General features: G+C 34.8%; 13 protein-coding genes and 1 riboswitch. Of the genes, 10 read left to right on the forward strand and 3 right to left on the reverse strand.

From position 1 onward, the window contains the following. Positions 1–57: 57 nt before the first annotated feature. Positions 58–663 carry a 50S ribosomal protein L25 gene (locus OEV82_RS03880; RefSeq protein WP_173658396.1) on the forward strand — a complete coding sequence of 202 codons (606 nt, stop codon included), beginning with the start codon at positions 58–60 and terminating at the stop codon, positions 661–663. A gap of 83 nt (positions 664–746) precedes the next feature. Here OEV82_RS03880 and OEV82_RS03885 read toward each other — a convergent pair whose 3' ends face one another. Further along, entirely contained in the window at positions 747–1,664 is a 918-nt protein-coding gene (locus OEV82_RS03885; protein WP_263061099.1) for a glycine betaine ABC transporter substrate-binding protein, read from the reverse strand. Between the two features lie 524 nt (positions 1,665–2,188). Between OEV82_RS03885 and codY the strand changes: the two genes are divergently transcribed. Both codY and OEV82_RS03895 read left to right on the forward strand, forming a co-directional pair. Continuing rightward, on the forward strand, positions 2,189–2,968 hold the full coding sequence (codY, locus tag OEV82_RS03890; protein WP_173658397.1) for a GTP-sensing pleiotropic transcriptional regulator CodY: 780 nt from the start codon (positions 2,189–2,191) through the stop codon (positions 2,966–2,968). An 86-nt stretch (positions 2,969–3,054) separates the two neighbouring features. Next, the gene (locus tag OEV82_RS03895) at positions 3,055–3,630 is read left to right on the forward strand and encodes a TetR/AcrR family transcriptional regulator (RefSeq protein ID WP_328112078.1); all 576 of its coding nucleotides are present in this window, start codon (positions 3,055–3,057) and stop codon (positions 3,628–3,630) included. Between the two features lie 131 nt (positions 3,631–3,761). Here the strand turns inward: OEV82_RS03895 and OEV82_RS03900 are convergent, their stop codons facing one another. After that, entirely contained in the window at positions 3,762–4,670 is a 909-nt protein-coding gene (locus tag OEV82_RS03900) for an EamA family transporter (RefSeq protein WP_173658400.1), read from the reverse strand. A gap of 234 nt (positions 4,671–4,904) precedes the next feature. On the opposite strand from OEV82_RS03900, the gene OEV82_RS03905 reads away from it, so the two are divergent. The 6 genes from OEV82_RS03905 to OEV82_RS03930 all read left to right on the forward strand — a co-directional run bounded on the left by OEV82_RS03905 (position 4,905) and on the right by OEV82_RS03930 (position 12,339). Further along, positions 4,905–6,668, forward strand: a complete 1,764-nt coding sequence (locus tag OEV82_RS03905) for a sensor histidine kinase (protein ID WP_173658401.1) — start codon at positions 4,905–4,907, stop codon at positions 6,666–6,668. Continuing rightward, positions 6,661–7,398 (forward strand): LytR/AlgR family response regulator transcription factor, encoded by a 738-nt coding sequence (locus tag OEV82_RS03910; RefSeq protein ID WP_173658402.1) that lies wholly within the window; start codon positions 6,661–6,663, stop codon positions 7,396–7,398. Before OEV82_RS03905 ends, OEV82_RS03910 begins: the two co-directional genes overlap by 8 nt. 168 nt (positions 7,399–7,566) lie before the next feature. Continuing rightward, positions 7,567–9,378: a carbon starvation CstA family protein gene (locus OEV82_RS03915; protein WP_263061101.1), complete on the forward strand. Its 1,812-nt coding sequence runs from the start codon at positions 7,567–7,569 to the stop codon at positions 9,376–9,378. 166 nt (positions 9,379–9,544) lie between these two features. Beyond that, positions 9,545–9,729: riboswitch (Lysine riboswitch) on the forward strand. A gap of 158 nt (positions 9,730–9,887) precedes the next feature. After that, positions 9,888–10,721 carry a transporter substrate-binding domain-containing protein gene (locus tag OEV82_RS03920; RefSeq protein ID WP_263061102.1) on the forward strand — a complete coding sequence of 278 codons (834 nt, stop codon included), beginning with the start codon at positions 9,888–9,890 and terminating at the stop codon, positions 10,719–10,721. A 74-nt stretch (positions 10,722–10,795) separates the two neighbouring features. Next, on the forward strand, positions 10,796–11,545 hold the full coding sequence (locus OEV82_RS03925; RefSeq protein WP_173658405.1) for an amino acid ABC transporter permease: 750 nt from the start codon (positions 10,796–10,798) through the stop codon (positions 11,543–11,545). 26 nt (positions 11,546–11,571) lie between these two features. Continuing rightward, a complete protein-coding gene (locus OEV82_RS03930) occupies positions 11,572–12,339 on the forward strand; it encodes an amino acid ABC transporter ATP-binding protein (protein ID WP_317630465.1) in 768 nt (255 codons plus the stop codon). Positions 12,340–12,458: 119 nt separating this feature from the next. Here the strand turns inward: OEV82_RS03930 and OEV82_RS03935 are convergent, their stop codons facing one another. After that, the gene (locus tag OEV82_RS03935; RefSeq protein WP_173658064.1) at positions 12,459–12,899 is read right to left on the reverse strand and encodes an OsmC family protein; all 441 of its coding nucleotides are present in this window, start codon (positions 12,897–12,899) and stop codon (positions 12,459–12,461) included. Positions 12,900–13,084: 185 nt separating this feature from the next. Between OEV82_RS03935 and mbcS the strand changes: the two genes are divergently transcribed. Continuing rightward, positions 13,085–14,671 carry an acyl-CoA synthetase MbcS gene (gene mbcS / locus OEV82_RS03940; RefSeq protein WP_263061103.1) on the forward strand — a complete coding sequence of 529 codons (1,587 nt, stop codon included), beginning with the start codon at positions 13,085–13,087 and terminating at the stop codon, positions 14,669–14,671. The last annotated feature ends 330 nt before the right edge of the window (positions 14,672–15,001 follow it).

Below are 15,001 nucleotides of genomic sequence, written 5' to 3' on the forward strand. Positions count from 1 at the left end.
TATTACATCATTGGTTACACAGATGTCTAAAATTCTGAAAACGGAAGGTGACGAGCTATGAGTACAGCGTTAGTCGCAGAAGTTCGAAAGGATTTTAAGAGATCAGTGGTAAGCCAATTAAGAAAAAATGGTTATGTTCCCGCAGTTGCTTATGGTAATAAGGAAGAAACAACGGCAATCTCTTTAAAAAAGGGAGAATTATTGAAAGTATTAAGAAAACACGGCAGAAATGCAGTTATTGATATGATAATTGATGGCGAAGTAAAAAAAGTAATTCTAGGGGACTATCAAGTAGATCGTCTTACTCAGGATGTCATCCATGCCGATTTTTTATTTGTTGATCAGAAAAGCGAAATTGATACGAATGTTCCAGTTGTTGTTGAAGGGGTGGCCAAAGGAACGAAACTCGGTGGCACTTTACAACTAGTTTTACATGATCTAGATATTACAGCAAGAGTAACAGAAATCCCTGAAAAAATTACAGTTGATGTAACGAATTTAGCAGTTGGCGATACAGTTAAAGTTGCGGATATTAGAGATGACTATCAATCAATTAAAATTAATCATGAAGATGATGAAACGATTGTTTCAGTTGTATCAACGGGTTCGGAAGAAGAAGAGGAAAACGTTGAAGAAAAGGAAACAGTTGAACAACCTGTATAAATATTTAATTGATAAAAGGAGAATTCGAATATGATTCGAATTCTCCTTTTTAAATCAATGCAATGAAGTTATGTTCACTTTTATTATCCATCTTTAGGTTGAAGATCGTCAATGGAGTCAATATTCATGTAAGTTGGAACGACAAGGCCGGTTCTTGTACCTTTTAAGTTTTCGCCTAGGTCGACAATATCGTCCTTATATTTTTCATAAAATGGTTTGTGAGTTGAAGGTAACCATGGTGCTTGAGATGCATCCGCTTCACCATCTGCGATTGCTTGGAAAACGACAGCAGGATCAACGGGTGTTACTTTAACATTAAATCCTTGTTTCTCTAGTACTTGTTTAAGTACCTCACTTGAAGCTCGTTCAGTATCCCAAGGTGTTGATACTAATTCTATAGATTTTCCGTTAACAGGTTCAGTATCTTTAATCCATTGAGTTACCTTATCTTGATTAGCTTTAATCCAATTTTTAGCAGCTTCTTCAAAAGAAGTTTCTTGTGCTTCTAACATGACCGATTCCATATCTTTGACATCCCAATGGAATTGATTAAGAATTTTATAAGCGTTAGGCATGTCTTCCTTTAATCCTTTTCTAACAATTGTATGAATAGATTCCTCGCCACCAAAAGAGCCTTTTGGATCTTCTAAATATTTTAAATCATATTGAGAAAACTTGTAATGTGGATTCCAACCTGTAATAATAATCGGATCCTTATTTTTAATCGCATTTTCTAGTTCGGCCAACATGCCGGCTGTAGAACTTTCTTGGAGCTCCCAACCGGCTAGATTTTCGTATTCTTCTAACGTTTCTTTTGCTTGTTGGGTTATTCCGGCTCCTGGTTCAATGCCGATAATCGTATAATCTACTGCCTTACTATAATTGGTTGATCCATCTTCATTTATACTGCTTTCAGTATTGTTATTTCCACATCCTACTATAAAAAACATAACGGATACCATTGTAATCAGAATTAACTTTTTCCAGTTGAAATTTAACAAAATAAACACTCCTTAAATTATTGCTGATTTCGAACGAAGTATATGTTCAGAATAACATTCGTATAATTTGTTACTCAAACGGAGTATTCTTTAAATTTTGTCCACATTTTGGGCCAAATTTTGTTAGAAGCCATATTATGGAAGAATACTTTTAATTCAATGATGATATTCGATAAAACTCTATATTTTGATATGATTTAATTTTACTTTTTATAGTAATCTTCCTTATATGTAACAAAAAGTAGTAGATCCATTTACTTTTATTAAAATAATTGGATCTAAGTTCACAACCTCGTGTTAAACAATTCTAAAAGTTCTAATGTATTTGTTGTATTTTGTCGAATTTTATATTATTATTATTTTTTGGGTAGAGATGTGTTCTACTCATTATTTTAAGGACTTTTTTGTGAAGTTATTAACGACATAAATTTCTAGAATAAACAGAGGGCATAAGATATAGAAAAGTCCTACGATTATTTTTATAAAAAATACACATAATAATAAAAAATATAGGAGGATTTAATGTGGACTTATTAGCAAAAACAAGAAAAATTAATGCATTGTTGCAAAGTACTGGTGCTAGACCAGTAAATTTTGAAGAGATGGCTGATACATTGAGTGAGGTAATTGATGCCAATGTTTATGTTGTCAGCAGAAAAGGGAAACTTTTAGGTTTAGAAGTACCTCAACGGGTAGAAAGTGAAAAACTTAAAAAGATGATAGATGAAAAACAGTTTTCTGAAGAATATGCAAACAATCTATTTAACATTCGTGAAACGACAGCAAATCTAGGTGTTGATAGTGAATATACTGCATTTCCTATGGATAATCATGAAATCCTTCCAAATGCATTAACTACAATTGTTCCGATTAACGGCGGTGGTAAACGCTTAGGAACATTAATACTTTCCCGTTTAGATCAAGAATTTGAAGATGATGATCTTGTATTAGCAGAATATGGTGCTACTGTTGTTGGTATGGAAATTTTACGTGCTGAATCGGAAGAACTAGAAGAAGAAGCTCGTAGCCAAGCAGCAGTACAAATTGCGATTTCTTCTCTATCTTACAGTGAACTTGAAGCGGTTGAGCATATTTTTGAGGAATTAGACGGAAAAGAAGGAATTTTAGTAGCTTCCAAAGTGGCGGATCGCGTTGGAATTACTCGTTCTGTTATTGTTAATGCGCTTAGAAAACTAGAAAGTGCTGGTGTCATCGAATCCCGCTCACTCGGTATGAAGGGTACGTATATTAAAGTATTAAATGATAAATTCCTTGGTGAATTAGAAAAAGCAAAATTACACTAAGATTAATTAATTGTAATTTGGGAGGACGTTCTGTTCCTCCTTTTTTCGTGTATTGATTATGGTAATTTATATAAGGGGTGATAGGATTGGCGCGGGAACGGAAATTTACGTTAATCGAGCTTTTTCAAGCTGTGAAAAATCTTCTATTAAAAAATGGATATGAAGGTTTTACCTTCAGTATTTTAGCGGAACATTTAGGGGTATCAAGGGGAACAATTTATAAATATTATGCGAATAAGGACGAACTTATTACAGCTTTTATGATTCACGAGTTAAATGCCTTTCTTTCTGAATTGCAATATATTGACAATTATCAAACCTTTGAAGATCAGTTTGAATTTTTAATGAAGCAAATTTTTGATCGTATGAATGTCCATACCTTCATTGAAATTGGTAAGCAGATTAATGGGAAAAGTAATCAAAGGGTAAAAAAAAATCAAGAAGAACTAGAGAAGTTACATTTAGAAATGTATCGTTTGTTACAGAATTTTATCAATCTTGGTAAAAAAGAAAAAGTCTTAAAACAAGATATACCTGATTCTTTAATTCTTGCTTATATTTTTCAATCACTTACGATTCCAAACCATTTTCATGTGCCGAAAGAGGAGTGGAATCGTCACTTAAAGGAATTAATTAAATATGGTTTAATGAAGAGGGAATAATTTCAGCAGTTACCTAAATTCAAGTGATATGGAGAGAAACAGAAACCATTGTTCATCAAAAAAAAGAGGCTGGCAAAGGAAGAAACGATACTAACAACCTTACCGTTATCCTATTGATAGCCTCTTTATTTTCACAATTCTTCTGCGACACCTAAAACCGCAATCCCAATTAATACGATAGCAATGACGAAATAGTATGCTTTGTCTAATTTTTCTCTTAAGAATATACGAGATAAAATGACCGAAACAATGCTATAAGAAGCAATGAGCGGTGCTGCAATAACAGCGTTTTTGGCCATTGCAAACACATAGAAAAATTGGCCTGCCGTTTCAAAGATAGCTGCAGTAGCACGTACTGGCTCTTTTAAAATATGGAAGTTTTCTTTTTTTATTATGCGTATATAGATATAACATATAATGGCAACAATGAACCAAGTAAATTCATACGCTAAAAGTGCTGCATCTTCACTAATTAAAGCTAACTCATCTAAATAAATACCATCAGCAAATGTTCCTAAAGCATCGATTATCGCATAAAGAATAGGGAAGGTAATTGCTAAAATACTTAGTTGATATTTCGGGTCTATATTAACTTTGTCTGATTGCAAAGCTTGTGTTTGTGCTCGTTTTTCGAGAACACCTAAACCAATGACCCCACCCGTAATCAATACGATTCCAATAACATTGATCAAACCGATTGGTTGAGGGAAGAAAATAAGTAATAAGATGGCAGTGATTGCACCAGATGAGTTTTGAACTGGGGAAGAAATAGATAATTCAAGGTAACGCAGTCCAAAATAACCAATAATCATAGAAAGAATGTAAAGAATAGATACAGGTAAGTATTTCACCATGTCGAAAGGGTCAAAATGAATGCCTTTCACGAACATATAACATAAGGCGTGAATCCCCATTACAAGCCCGACCATGATAGATACTTTTAAATGGCTGTATTTGTCTTTAGCATTTGAACCTTTTTTATAAAAAAGATCCGCAGCCCCCCATGATAAGGTGGTTAATATGGCAAAAAGAAACCACATAAAAGACTTCTCCTTTATTTCATTTTGTTAGATTTTTAACATTTATGTGTATGTATGTAAAAAACTATTATATTATACTATAAAAGATTTGAATAAGCTATGTGAAAAATAAGGTAACCGATCCATTTTTTTAAAAGTAAAATCGTTTACCGTAATTTTACTCATAATGAGTATATTGTATACTAATATATTGAGACGATTGTAGTAAAAATCATCATGATAGGTAGGGTGGTTATGTTTACCTTAGTACCGTTTATGCTAGAAAAGACTGGAATTATATTAATCGTCGCTTTTTTACTTGCACAGTTACGCACCTTTCGCCAAATAATCCAAAACGAACAGGATCGTAAAGATAAACTCATGTTAATCCTTTTATTTGGAATGTTTGGCATCATTAGTAATTATACGGGAATAGAAGTTTTTAATAGATATACAGATTATATGAGCTGGCATTCGTTTATCGACGAAGATAATGCTATTGCAAATACGAGAGTACTAGGTGTTGTCATTGGTGGTTTAATAGGTGGACCAGTCGTCGGAATTGGTTCAGGACTTATTGCTGGTATCCATCGTTATTTTCTAGGTGGATTTACTGCTTTTGCTTGTTCAATTTCAACGATAATAGCAGGTATTGTGGCAGGATATTTAGGTAGGAAAAGAGGAGAATCAGGAAAGAAAATAACCGTAGGTTTTGCTGTTGTAACTGGTATGGTTATGGAAACATTTCAAATGATTATTATTCTATTCATTGCAGAACCTTTTCATCTTGCTTTAGAATTAGTTAAACTTATAAGTTTTCCAATGATTGTGATTAATGGATTCGGAACGATGTTGTTTATGCTCATTATCAAACATGCTAAACGAGAAGATGTTCGCATGCGTGTTTTGCAAACGGATACAGCATTCTCCATCGCAGAAAAGACTTTACCGTATTTTCGAGAAGGACTAAATATTGAATCCTGTAAAAAAATATCGGAAATTATTCTTGATATGACCGAAGCTGATGCAGTAGCGATAACAGATGAACAAATGGTTCTCGCCCATGTTGGTATAGCTAGTGATCACCATAAGCCATTATTGAAACCAGAAACGAAATTAACAAATCGCGTACTTCGATCGGGGCAAGTCGATGTTGCTCGTTCAAAAGAGGAGATTGGCTGTTGGGAACATGATTGTCCGTTAAAAGCAGCAATCGTCATCCCTTTAAAGGTAAAAAATCGAACAGCTGGGACATTAAAGATGTACTTTGTCAATCCAGCAAAGTTAGATCAAGTACAAGAACATTTAGCGAATGGTTTAGCAGAATTATTTTCTACCCAATTGGAACTAGTGGAAGCAGAGAAACAGGCGAAGTTGTTGAAAGATGCTGAGATTAAGGCGTTACATTCACAAATTCATCCTCATTTTTTGTTTAACAGTTTAAATACAATTTCCGCTCTCTGTCGAACCAATCCTGAGAAAGCACGCGAGTTATTGTTGCAATTAAGTTCCTTTTTCCGCGGGAATATCCAAGGAGCAAGGCAACCGTTTGTACCATTAAAGCTGGAACTTGAAGTTGTGCATGCATATATTGCCTTAGTCCAAGCCCGTTTTCCAGAGAAATTCCAATTCAAGTTTCAAGTGGATCCAAAGATGGAAAACTACTCAATACCGCCATTTATTTTACAACCACTTGTTGAAAATGCAGTTAATTATGGTTTTCCTGGTAGTAAAAATAAAGGGGCTATATACATTCGAATTTATCTGAAAGACAACCAGTTAAATATTATAGTAACGGATAATGGAATAGGGATATCCCAGGAAAAATTAAGTCAGCTCGGTAAACAAGTTGTTCATTCGAAAAAAGGGAATGGAACGGCATTATTTAATATATTTGAGCGCTTGCACGGTCTTTATAACCGAAAGGCCAGTATAAAGATTGAGAGTAAAGAATACTATGGAACTACTGTTTCAATTATTCTACCAATCTATGAAGAAGGGAATGGTCTAGGTGCTTAAAGCTTATGTTGTTGATGATGAACCATTAGCAAGAGATGAATTGAAATATATACTTAATCGGACAAGGAAGGTAAAAGTAGTCGGTGAAAGTGACAATATAGAAGAAGCTTTTACTGATATTGCCATCAATCAGCCGGATATTGTTTTTTTAGATATTCAATTAGATGAAGAAAATGGTATGACCCTAGCAAAAAAAATGGATCGTTTGCAATCGGTCCCAGCCATTTGTTTCGTGACAGCCTATGACGAATATGCTTTACAAGCCTTTGATACAAATGCCGTAGATTATGTTTTAAAACCATATGACGAAAAAAGAATACAAAAAACATTAGATAAAGTTAACAATATTAGAAATAAAGGCTATAACGAAGATGTCGACATCAGTAGAGGGAAGAACGAAAGGACTGATAAATTAGCTGTAAATCTAGATGAACGAATCATTTTGGTTAATCCTGCTGACATCGTATATCTTGAGGCTAAAGAAGGAAAGAGTAAATTAAAAACAATTCAATATGAATATGTTGTTGCTGAAACTTTATCAGGATTTGCTAAAAAATTAATCAACCATCCATTTTTGCAAGTTCACCGTAGTTTTATAGTTAATACAGATTTAATTATGGAAATACAACCGTGGTTTAATTCCACATATAACTTATTAATGAGTGATGGTTCGAAAGTCCCTGTAAGTAGAACGTATGCTAAAGATTTAAAGCAATTTATTGGCATATAACAAATGGAAATTGTGACAAATGATCAACATTTTCAGCAAGAATTGTATTTTATCTACCAGTCTTTGTTTTTCACCTCCCGATTTTTGCAAGTTACTATGAAAAACGAGAAAAAGCGTTTTTATTTTGTAAAATGTCGGTAACTAGTGAATGAGGGAGGAGAAATATTTATGAACGCGGTTACAATCGTGATTGGTTCTATTTGTATACTTTTGATTGCATATCGGTTATATGGTACTTTTATGGCGGCAAAAGTCCTTAAAGTAGAGGAATTAGAGGAAGAAATGAAACCGCCTTCCCATAAACATGAAGATGGAAAAGATTATGTCCCAACAAATAAATGGGTTACCTTTGGACATCATTTCGCCGCTATAGCTGCTGCAGGCCCACTCGTTGGTCCAATCTTAGCAGCTCAATTTGGATACTTACCGAGTTTACTGTGGCTATTAATTGGTGCGGTGATTGGGGGAGCTGTTCATGATTTTGTTGTACTTGTTGCATCAATGAGAAGAGATGGTAAATCCTTTTCAGAAGTTGCTAAAGAAGAGCTTGGTCCTGTTGCAGGATTTTGTACTGGATTAGCAATGTTATTTATTATAACGATTACAATGGCAGGACTTTCATTAGTTGTTTTAAATGCACTTGAAAGAAATCCTTGGGGAACATTTGCGGTAGCGATTACAATCCCTATCGCAATGGGAGTAGGATTATATCATAGAAAAACTGGAAACCTAAAATTAGCAACAATTGTTGGTTTTTCATTAATTATGATTGCTGTTATATTTGGTCAGTACATTGAAGGTACATGGCTTGGTGATCTATTAACACTTGAAAGTAGTACTTTAGCAATTATTTTACCAATATATGCATTTTTTGCTGCAGCCTTACCAGTTTGGTTATTATTACAACCACGTGATTACCTAAGTACTTTCATGAAAGTAGGAGTCTTTGGTGCTTTAATCGTGGGTGTTCTCTTTATTAATCCGACTGTTCAATTTCCTGCATTTACTGAATTGCTAGATGGAGGTCCGGTTGTTACAGGTCCAGTATGGCCATTTATTTCAATAACAATTGCCTGTGGGGCAATTTCTGGTTTCCACGTATTTGTTAGTTCTGGTACAACATCGAAAATGATTAATCGCTGGAGAGATGCAAAACCGATTGCATTTGGCGGTATGTTAGTAGAATGTGTTGTTGCTATTATGGCATTAGTTGCAGCTGTTTCTTTACAACCAGGAGACTATTTTGCGATTAACTCATCACCTGAAAAATTCGCTGAATTAGGTATGGAAACGGTCCACTTATCAGAACTTGAAGAAAAAGTAGAGATGGATTTAGAAGGTAGAACTGGTGGAGCGGTAACATTGGCAGTAGGAATGACCGAAATATTTACAGCGGTCCCATTTTTTAATCATCTTGCTTCATTCTTCTATCAATTCGTCATATTGTTTGAGGCAGTGTTCATCCTGACAGCGATTGATGCGGGAACTAGAACTGCACGATATTTAATTCAAGATTTCATAGGCACATTTTATAAACCGTTGAAAGATCTTAAGTCTATCGGTGCAAATATATTTGCTAGTGCACTTGCCTGTGTTATGTGGGGATATCTGCTATTATCGGGAGATATTAGTTCTGTTTGGGCACTATTCGGCGTTTCAAACCAATTAATGGCATCCATTGGATTAATTGTTGGTGCAACAGTTATTCTTAAAATTGCAACAAAACGTAGATACATGTTAACATGTTTGATTCCTCTTGCTTACTTGTTTGTAACCGTAATGGTCGCAGGTATTTGGATGGTAAAAAATGTCTACTTAAATCCTGTAGCTGACGGATATAATGTACTAAACGGTGTCCTTTCAATAGTTATGTTGATTCTTGGAGTTGTTATTTTAGTCTCTGCCATTAAAAAATGGAGAGAGCTGTGGAAAATTCCTCAAGCAGAATTAAATCAAATTGCCAAACGTGAAGTTGCGTAAACTTTAGGGAGTAGGTCGCCATACAATGAGGCGACCTATATTAAGTTGACCATCATATCCAAGATATTCACTGAAAGTTAGAATCTTCAATTCAATTATTTAGGTTGACAAGATGATAGTTAAGTTGTAATATAGATTCGACAATTTAATAGAATCCTCACTACTTCGGTGAGGTAGAGGCGCGGTATTTAATAGTCTTTTGAGGAGCTTGAGAACGCTATGAATCAAAGATGAGGAAATATCGCCGAAGCTTGTAATATTTCTCAGTATTACTTGCTGGGCTTACAGTGAATAACTGTAAGACTGTCTCAGGTATTTTATCCCGTATACCTGAGTTGTGCTATCTCATTTAGGGAAAAAGTAGGGGGACTTGTTGTACGGCACAATTTTGCATGTCAACGACCTGAGTTCACCTCGGGTCGTTTTTTCGTTTGAAAAAACGAATGAAAAGTAATATTTATCTCATGTTAAGAGATATATTGGTAAAAAATACTTTAGGAGGGAATTCAATGAGAAAGATATTTATGTTATGTATAACTTTATTATTCATAAGCGGGTTTTTAGCAGCTTGTGGAGGAGGTAGTGATTCAGGTTCAAGTTCTAGTGAAAAAGATACATTTGTTGTCGGACTAGAAGCAGCGTATCCACCGTTTAACTGGTCACAAAAAGATGACTCAAACGGTGCTGTTCAAATTAAAGGTTTGAAAGAATATGCTGGCGGGTATGACGTCGAAATTGCAAAACGAATTGCTGAAGAACTAGGAAAAGAGTTAGTAATCGTTAAAACGGATTGGGAAGGTTTAATTCCTTCGTTAAATTCGGAAAAAATTGATGCGGTTATAGCAGGAATGTCCCCTACTGAAGATCGTAAAAAAGCCATTGATTTTACAGATAGTTACTATAAATCTGATTTAGTCATGGTTGTCCAAAAGGGAAGTCCATATGAAAATGCTACTTCCATTCAAGATTTTAGTGGTGCGAAAATTACAGCACAATTAAATACATTCCATTATTCAGTTATTGACCAAATTGATGGTGTTAACAAACAACAAGCAATGAATGATTTTTCAACAATGCGTGTAGCATTGGAAGCTGGAAAAATTGACGGTTATGTTTCTGAACGGCCAGAAGCAATATCAGCAACTTCTGCTAACGATAAACTTACGTTTGTTGAGTTTGAAGATGGATTTGAAACCTCTGATGAAGATACTGCCATTGCAGTGGGGTTAAAGAAAGGCAGTGATTTAACAGAAAAGATTAATGAAATCTTAGCTGGTATATCTGAAGAAGAGCGTGACGAAATTATGGATGCTGCTATACGCAACCAACCAGCTTCACAATAAATTTTATCGAGGTTGTCCTTAAGTGTATTACCATGTAGGACATCCTCCTCTTTATCTACTAGGAGGAATTTAGTATGAATTTTGAAGTTATTGCCGATATATTTATCAATAACTGGGACGCTTTTCTAAGAGGAGCAGGCGTAACCTTATTGATTGCCATTGTAGGTACGGTTATCGGTTCTATTATTGGTTTAATTATTGGTGTGATTCGGACGATTCCTACACCAGAAAATCGAATAAAACGAATTTTTTTACGTGTGATAAATTGGATTCTCTCGTTTTATATAGAAGTATTCCGTGGCACTCCGATGATGGTACAGGCTATGGTTATTTTTTATGGCTTAGACTTAGCTTTTGGAATCGATATTGATAATATGACAGCAGCCTACTTAATTGTGTCTATAAACACTGGTGCATACATGGCAGAAATTGTCCGAGGAGGGATTTTATCCATTGATAAGGGACAATTTGAAGCTGCTCAAGCAATTGGCATGAATCACTATCAAACAATGATGAATGTTATATTGCCGCAAACGATTCGAAATATTTTACCAGCAACAGGTAATGAATTTGTCATTAACATAAAAGATACATCGGTATTAAATGTTATATCTGTTTCTGAGTTGTTCTTCGCTTCTAATACAATTGCCGGTGCAAACTTCATGTTCTTTGAAACGTTCTTTATTACTTCTGTTATCTATTTAGTCTTGACTTTTACAGTGACAAGAATATTACGGTTACTAGAGCGCAAATTGGAAGGACCAGAAAATTACAATTTAGTTGGCAATCAAATGCAAGTTGATTTGCCGAAGTTTAAGGACTAAGAGCTTGATTTGAAAGGAAGGTCATAATGAATAAGTTAGCTCAGCAAGTAGATGCTCAAACTGAAACGATTATTGATATTCAGCATTTGAGCAAATATTTTGGTGAACGTGAGGTATTAAAAGATATTAATTTTTCTGTTAAGAAGGGTGAAGTTGTTAGTATTATTGGTTCTTCTGGCTCAGGAAAATCAACCTTACTACGTTGTATCAATTTATTAGAAAAGCCTAGTGGTGGAAAAATTATTTTTGAAGGTACGAATATTTTAGAAGATATGAAAGATGTCAATCATCACCGTACAAAAATGGGAATGGTTTTCCAAAGCTTTAATTTGTTTGATAATCATGATGTACTTAGTAATTGTACTGTTGGACAAATAAAAGTGTTGAAACGTTCAAAAGAAGAAGCGGAAAAGAAGGCTTTAAAATATTTAAAGCTTGTTGGTATGGATCAGTTTATTCATGCAAAACCGAAACAACTATCTGGGGGTCAAAAACAACGGGTTGCTATTGCAAGAGCTCTTAGCATGGATCCGGATGTTATGTTATTTGATGAACCTACATCAGCTCTTGATCCTGAAATGGTTGGTGATGTTTTAGAGGTAATGAAAAACTTGGCCAACAGTGGTTTAACAATGATCATTGTGACTCATGAAATGGATTTTGCAAGAGACGTATCAGATCGCATTGTCTTTATGGATAAAGGTGTTATTGCAGAAGAAGGAACACCTGACCAAATCTTTAATAATCCAAAACAAGATCGGACAAAGGAATTTTTAAAACGAACATTAAAGTGAAAAAATTAGGACCGCAGAAATGCGGTCCTATTTATTGTAAAAAAGCTTTGTTACTGAATAAATTTTATATCAGCAACAGTTGAATCATTATCAAATTTCGAAGTACGTAAAAATATAGTTTACTTGATTGTAACCTCTAACTCTAATTCAACATTTCCTTGGATAGCTCTTGAAATCATACAAGATTTTTCAGCTTTTTCAGCAAGACGCATGGCTAATTTTTTATCTTGTTCAGTTGCCTCTTTTTTTAACACAATAGTCGGCCGATGTATAATCTTTTTATATGTAAACACCCCATCTGTTACATCCACAATTCCTTCTGATTCCAGAGTTAAATCTTCTTTTTCTAAGTGACTTCGTTGCATCATGGCAGCTAATGTAATGATATAACAAGTCGCTGCTGCTCCTAATAGCATTTCATCCGGATTTGTTCCGATACCCGGTCCGTCCATTTCTGGTGGAATGGAAACGGTCGTCTTTAAATTTCCTGCCTCAATTTCCCCTACATCATTTCGAAGTCCTGGCCAATGTGCTTTTAAATGAAAATGGTGTAAAGTCATACAATCCCTCCTTATTATCGTATTAAAAATAATAGATTTTTGTACAAAAGTCAAAAAATGGGTGTGAATACGATCGTTGTAATTATTCAGTTATAAAGTTACCGAAATTATTAATAAAAAATAATATTCAAAAATATTAAAATATAGTATAATTTTAACTGAAAATTCAACTAGGAGGGGATGGAATGGAAAATTTAGTAGCACCACAATATTATAATTTCACACAAGAAGTAGAAAAATATGCTAATAATCCTGAAAAAATTGCTATTAAGTGGGTAAGTGTAAATAGGGAAGTGAAAGAGATTTCCTACGTACAACTAGTTGAAAAAATGAATCGGTATGGCAATGCGCTAACAAATCTTGGGATAAAGAAGGGAGATAAAGTTTTAATTATCTCTCCAAAAGTACCTGAATCCTATTATATTTATTTAGCTTGTCTTAAAGCGGGGATAGTTGTAATTCCATGTTCGGAAATGTTACGCGCAAAAGATTTAAGTTATCGAATTAATCATTCTGAAGCAGTTGGTGTGATCGTGTACAATCATTTAACGGCAGAAATTGATTCGATGACAGAAGAAGTACCTTCGTTAAAATTTAAGCTTACAATTGGTGACGAAAAAACAGAGGGGTGGACATCTTTATCAGAATTAGCGGCAAATGAAAGCGATACATATGCAGGTGCAAAAACAAGCAGAGATGATATTTCAATACTCCCGTATACATCTGGTACTACCGGAAATCCTAAGGCTGTCGTACATACCCATGGTTGGGCCTATGCTCACCTACAAATCGCTTCCAAACAATGGCTTGACGTAAAAGAAGGGGACTTGGTATGGGCAACAGCAGCACCCGGTTGGCAAAAATGGATTTGGAGCCCATTTGTATCCACGATTGGTCTAGGTGCAACAGCTTTTGTCTACAATGGACGTTTTGATGCAGAAACGTATCTTGAGTTATTGCAAGATTTTAAAATTAATGTTCTATGTTGTACACCAACGGAATACCGATTTATGTCAAAACTCGATCATCTTTCTAACTACGATTTAAGTAATCTACGTAGTGCGGTATCGGCAGGAGAACCGCTAAATGTTCAAGTAATAGAAACGTTTAAAAAGGAATTTAATATTACTGTTCGTGACGGTTATGGTCAAACAGAAAATACACTGATTGTCGGTGTTTTACCAGGTATGAAAATAAAAGAAGGCTCAATGGGTAAACCTGTTCCTGGCTATAAAATTGAAGTGATCGATGAAAATGGTGAACCATGTAAGCCTGGAGTTGTTGGTGATATTGCGGTTCATAAAAGTACAGCTACTCTTTTTAAGGAATACTATAAAGATCCAGAAAAAACGAAGCAATCCTATCGTGGGGATTGGTATTTAACTGGCGATCAAGCACAGAAAGATGAAGATGGTTATTTCTGGTACGAAGGTCGTAGTGATGATATTATCATTAGTTCAGGTTATACGATTGGGCCGTTCGAAGTAGAAGATGCCTTAACAAAACATCCGGCTGTACGGGAATGTGCTGTTGTTGCAAGTCCTGATCCAGTTCGCGGAAATATTGTAAAGGCTTACATAGTGTTGAAGGAACCAGTCAATGTTGATGAAGAAGCATTAACAACAGAACTGCAAGATCATGTAAAAAAACTTACGGCTCCATATAAATATCCTAGAAAAATTGAATTTATTGATGAATTGCCAAAGACAACCTCGGGTAAAATCCGCCGGATAGAATTAAGAAAACGTGAAAAGCAACTACAAAGTAAATAATTTTTTAAGAATACTGAATTACAGTTAGGAGTATTCTATCTGCTGGATGTATTTAGGATGTGTGTTAAAGTGCTTTCATGATGTAAGTGAAGGCACTTTTTTTGTTAGTTAGTATTAAAAATGTGTTCAAAAGGTAGCTGAACCCACTTTTTTAGAAAAGCTGCATGAAAAAGTGCGTTCAAAAGGTAGCTGAACCCACTTTTTTAGAAAAGCTGCATGAAAAAGTGCGTTCAAAAGGTAGCTGAACCCACTTTTTTGGAAAAGCTGCATGAAAAAGTGCGTTCAAAAGGTAGCTGAACCCACTTTTTTAAAAAAGCTGCATGAAAAAGT

It is taken from the genome of Pallidibacillus thermolactis, assembly GCF_025660415.1.
In the GTDB taxonomy this organism is placed as follows: Bacteria; Bacillota; Bacilli; order Bacillales; family Caldibacillaceae; genus Pallidibacillus; species Pallidibacillus thermolactis.

Coding starts and splice junctions, on each gene's coding strand:
- OEV82_RS03925 (WP_173658405.1), top strand. CDS start 10,796: ATGAATTTTGAAGTTATTGCCGATATATTTATCAATAACTGGGACGCT.
- OEV82_RS03905 (WP_173658401.1), top strand. CDS start 4,905: ATGTTTACCTTAGTACCGTTTATGCTAGAAAAGACTGGAATTATATTA.
- OEV82_RS03900 (WP_173658400.1), bottom strand. CDS start 4,670: ATGTGGTTTCTTTTTGCCATATTAACCACCTTATCATGGGGGGCTGCG.
- mbcS (WP_263061103.1), top strand. CDS start 13,085: ATGGAAAATTTAGTAGCACCACAATATTATAATTTCACACAAGAAGTA.
- OEV82_RS03930 (WP_317630465.1), top strand. CDS start 11,572: ATGAATAAGTTAGCTCAGCAAGTAGATGCTCAAACTGAAACGATTATT.
- OEV82_RS03920 (WP_263061102.1), top strand. CDS start 9,888: ATGAGAAAGATATTTATGTTATGTATAACTTTATTATTCATAAGCGGG.
- OEV82_RS03915 (WP_263061101.1), top strand. CDS start 7,567: ATGAACGCGGTTACAATCGTGATTGGTTCTATTTGTATACTTTTGATT.
- OEV82_RS03880 (WP_173658396.1), top strand. CDS start 58: ATGAGTACAGCGTTAGTCGCAGAAGTTCGAAAGGATTTTAAGAGATCA.
- OEV82_RS03935 (WP_173658064.1), bottom strand. CDS start 12,899: ATGACTTTACACCATTTTCATTTAAAAGCACATTGGCCAGGACTTCGA.